4 protein-coding genes are annotated in these 2,403 nt (G+C 67.9%); all 4 read right to left on the bottom strand.

The window, feature by feature from the left end; translation table 11 throughout:
• Positions 1–297, bottom strand: a 297-nt coding sequence (locus ACE3UY_RS03810; RefSeq protein ID WP_374686226.1) for a cupin domain-containing protein, incomplete at its 3' end; no start/stop codon positions are given.
• A 12-nt stretch (positions 298–309) separates the two neighbouring features.
• Positions 310–963: a hypothetical protein gene (locus ACE3UY_RS03805; protein WP_374686225.1), complete on the bottom strand. Its 654-nt coding sequence runs from the start codon at positions 961–963 to the stop codon at positions 310–312.
• Between the two features lie 126 nt (positions 964–1,089).
• On the bottom strand, positions 1,090–1,575 hold the full coding sequence (locus ACE3UY_RS03800; protein ID WP_374686224.1) for an SRPBCC family protein: 486 nt from the start codon (positions 1,573–1,575) through the stop codon (positions 1,090–1,092).
• A gap of 137 nt (positions 1,576–1,712) precedes the next feature.
• Positions 1,713–2,369: a hypothetical protein gene (locus tag ACE3UY_RS03795; protein WP_374686223.1), complete on the bottom strand. Its 657-nt coding sequence runs from the start codon at positions 2,367–2,369 to the stop codon at positions 1,713–1,715.
• Positions 2,370–2,403 lie beyond the last annotated feature (34 nt).

Here is a 2,403-nt window from a genome sequence, read left to right as displayed (position 1 = left end):
CTCCTCGTCGCTGATGCTCCACGGGTGGATGTGAGTCGTGTCGAGCGGGATGACCACCGTCTCGCCCGCCTCGGCCGTGCGTTCCTCGTCGCCGCAGACGTAAGCGGCGCGCCCGGCCATGATCTCGAACCGCTCGGTGTAGATGCGATGGCGGTGGGCGGGGGTCAGTTCGCGGCCCGTGTGCGGCTTCAGGCGGTACTCCACCGCCACCGCCCGCCCGCCCGTCTCCTCGGCCGTCTGTAGCACAATCACTCGCATGCCCGTCACGGGGTTGAACCAGGTGTCGCCGGGTTTCATGGTGTCTCCTTTTCACGCCAACGCCGTCGCCGCCGCTCCCGCCGCTTCTGTCTCGCGCCGCAGCGTCCGGCCCAACCCGATCCAGAAGATGGGCCCGACGATGACCGAGGTCAGCCCGCCCGACAATAGGATGAGCGTCTGCGACCCGGCGGCGGTGGCGAAGAACAGCGTCACCAGCAGCACCGCGTTGACGATAGCCAGATAGCCCAGCGCCCGCGGCAGCCGCCCGCCGCGCACGATGAGCAGCCCCGTCACCAGCGACGCCAGCCCGATGACGCCGAACGTGCCCAGCCCGGCCGGATCGACCTGCGACGGAACCATGCGCACCAACTCGATGGCCGCGCGCTGTCCCTGCTCGGCCGAGCGGAGATTGAGGATGAGCAGCGCCTGGTAGACGCCGTGGGCCAGCGTGGCGAAGCTGGAGTAGAGGCCCAGCGCCAGCCCCCACAGCGCGAAGCCCTCCGACGCCGGCCGCAGCCGCAAATAGAGGGCCACGAAGGCCGCGCTGGAGAAGATGCCGCTGGCGGCCAGGATGATCCAGCTGCCCAACGCGCCCACTTCCGGTGCCGACCGGGCGATGACCAGATAGAAGACGGCATACAAGAGCGAGAGCGCGCCGACGACCATCGCGCTCAGTCCACCGAAACGATCGTAGGAATGGGTCATGAGTTTGTCTCCTGATGAGAAAGTTGTCAGTTGCCAGTTGCCAGTTGTCAGTTGCCAGTTGTCAGTGGGCCAGTAGGCAGTGGGAGGGATTCCCGCTCCCCCGCACCCCTGCACCCCTGCTCCCTTTCAAGGAATGGGAAACGCCTCCGCCTCAGCCCCGCGCTCCAGCAAGCGCTTCAAGCCGCGATGGCCGCGGCCGGATTGGATGACGTGGCTCAGCGCGAAGAGCGGCTTGGCGATCCACTCCAGCCGGTTCAGCAGCGGGTGGTTCGTGCGCACGATCCACGTCCACGTCGCGTGCGTCGTGTCCCCTTCCTGGCGGAACGCCCAGAGGCCCTCGCCCTCCAGTTGGCCGCGCGAGACGGTCTTCAGGTAGGTGGGCGGCGTGGCCTCCGTCGTCTCGACTTCCAGCCGCAGGCGGTAGCCGAACGGGGACTTGACCAGCAATTCGGCCCGCCCGCCGACGTGGGGGAAAGGCGCGTCCTCCAGGATGCGGATGCCATCGTAAGAGGGCCACCACTGCCCGTAGGTGCGCGGATCGGACACGTGGCGATAGACCGCTTCAATGGGCGCGCGGATGTGCCAGTGATCCACAAAGGTATACTCTGCCATCTGTATTGCCTCCCGACGGTGAAACTGTCTCTTTTCACCAACGCCCACAGGATAGCGCCGCCCGCTGCCCACTCGACAGCCCGCCCAGTGGTCAGTTGCCGGTCAATCGCTGCTCATTTCTCGTCGGCCGCTGACTCTCATCGGCCGTCGGCTCTCATCGGCCGCCGACTCTCGTCAGCCACTAGGGTGAAGTAGCCGGCCAGCGACCAGCCGCCCCCATACCAATGGACGTACGCCTTGCCCAGGTAGTAGCCGTCGGCCACCTGCACCACTTCGTCCAGGACGCGCCGGATGGACACAGCCAGCCGCGGGTTGGCCGGCACGTTGTAGTCCAGCTTCAGCACCAGCAACTTGGGGTCGCGCAGGGCCGGCCCGACCGTCGTGCGGAACGTGAAGGCCCGCGCCTCCGCCCCCTCGCGCCGGTAGCCGCGGTAGAAGGGCCACAGCAGGCGCGCCGGCGGGATGGCCCCGGGGTGGATGACGTTCTCGCCCCGCTGGCCGGCCGCGTCGAAGACCTTGCCCTGCCACGGCCGGTAGCGCGCGACGAGCGACTCGACCGGCCGGGTCAGGCCGCGCGCGAGCGTGATCGTCACCAGCTCCCCCCGGTAGCGGCCGTCCAGCGCCGGCGCGGGTGGCCCGCCGCTACAGAAAATGTCCTCCAGCGCGGCGATGCCGGCGGCGCGGTCCGCCTCGCAGCGCTTCTGGGCGGCGTTGACGTAGGTGCGCGCCGCTTCCAGCGAGATGTCGCCGGCGTTGTGCGTGTCGAAGGCTGAGCGAAGAATCTGATCATTCATGGCGTCCCCTTTATCCAGATTAAGATGGCTTGAT

It is taken from the genome of Promineifilum sp. (SeqCode) (assembly GCF_041918635.1).
Lineage (GTDB): Bacteria > Chloroflexota > Anaerolineae > Promineifilales > Promineifilaceae > Promineifilum.
The sequence above is the reverse complement of the archived record's forward strand: the minus strand, read 5'-3'. Positions and strand labels throughout refer to the sequence as shown.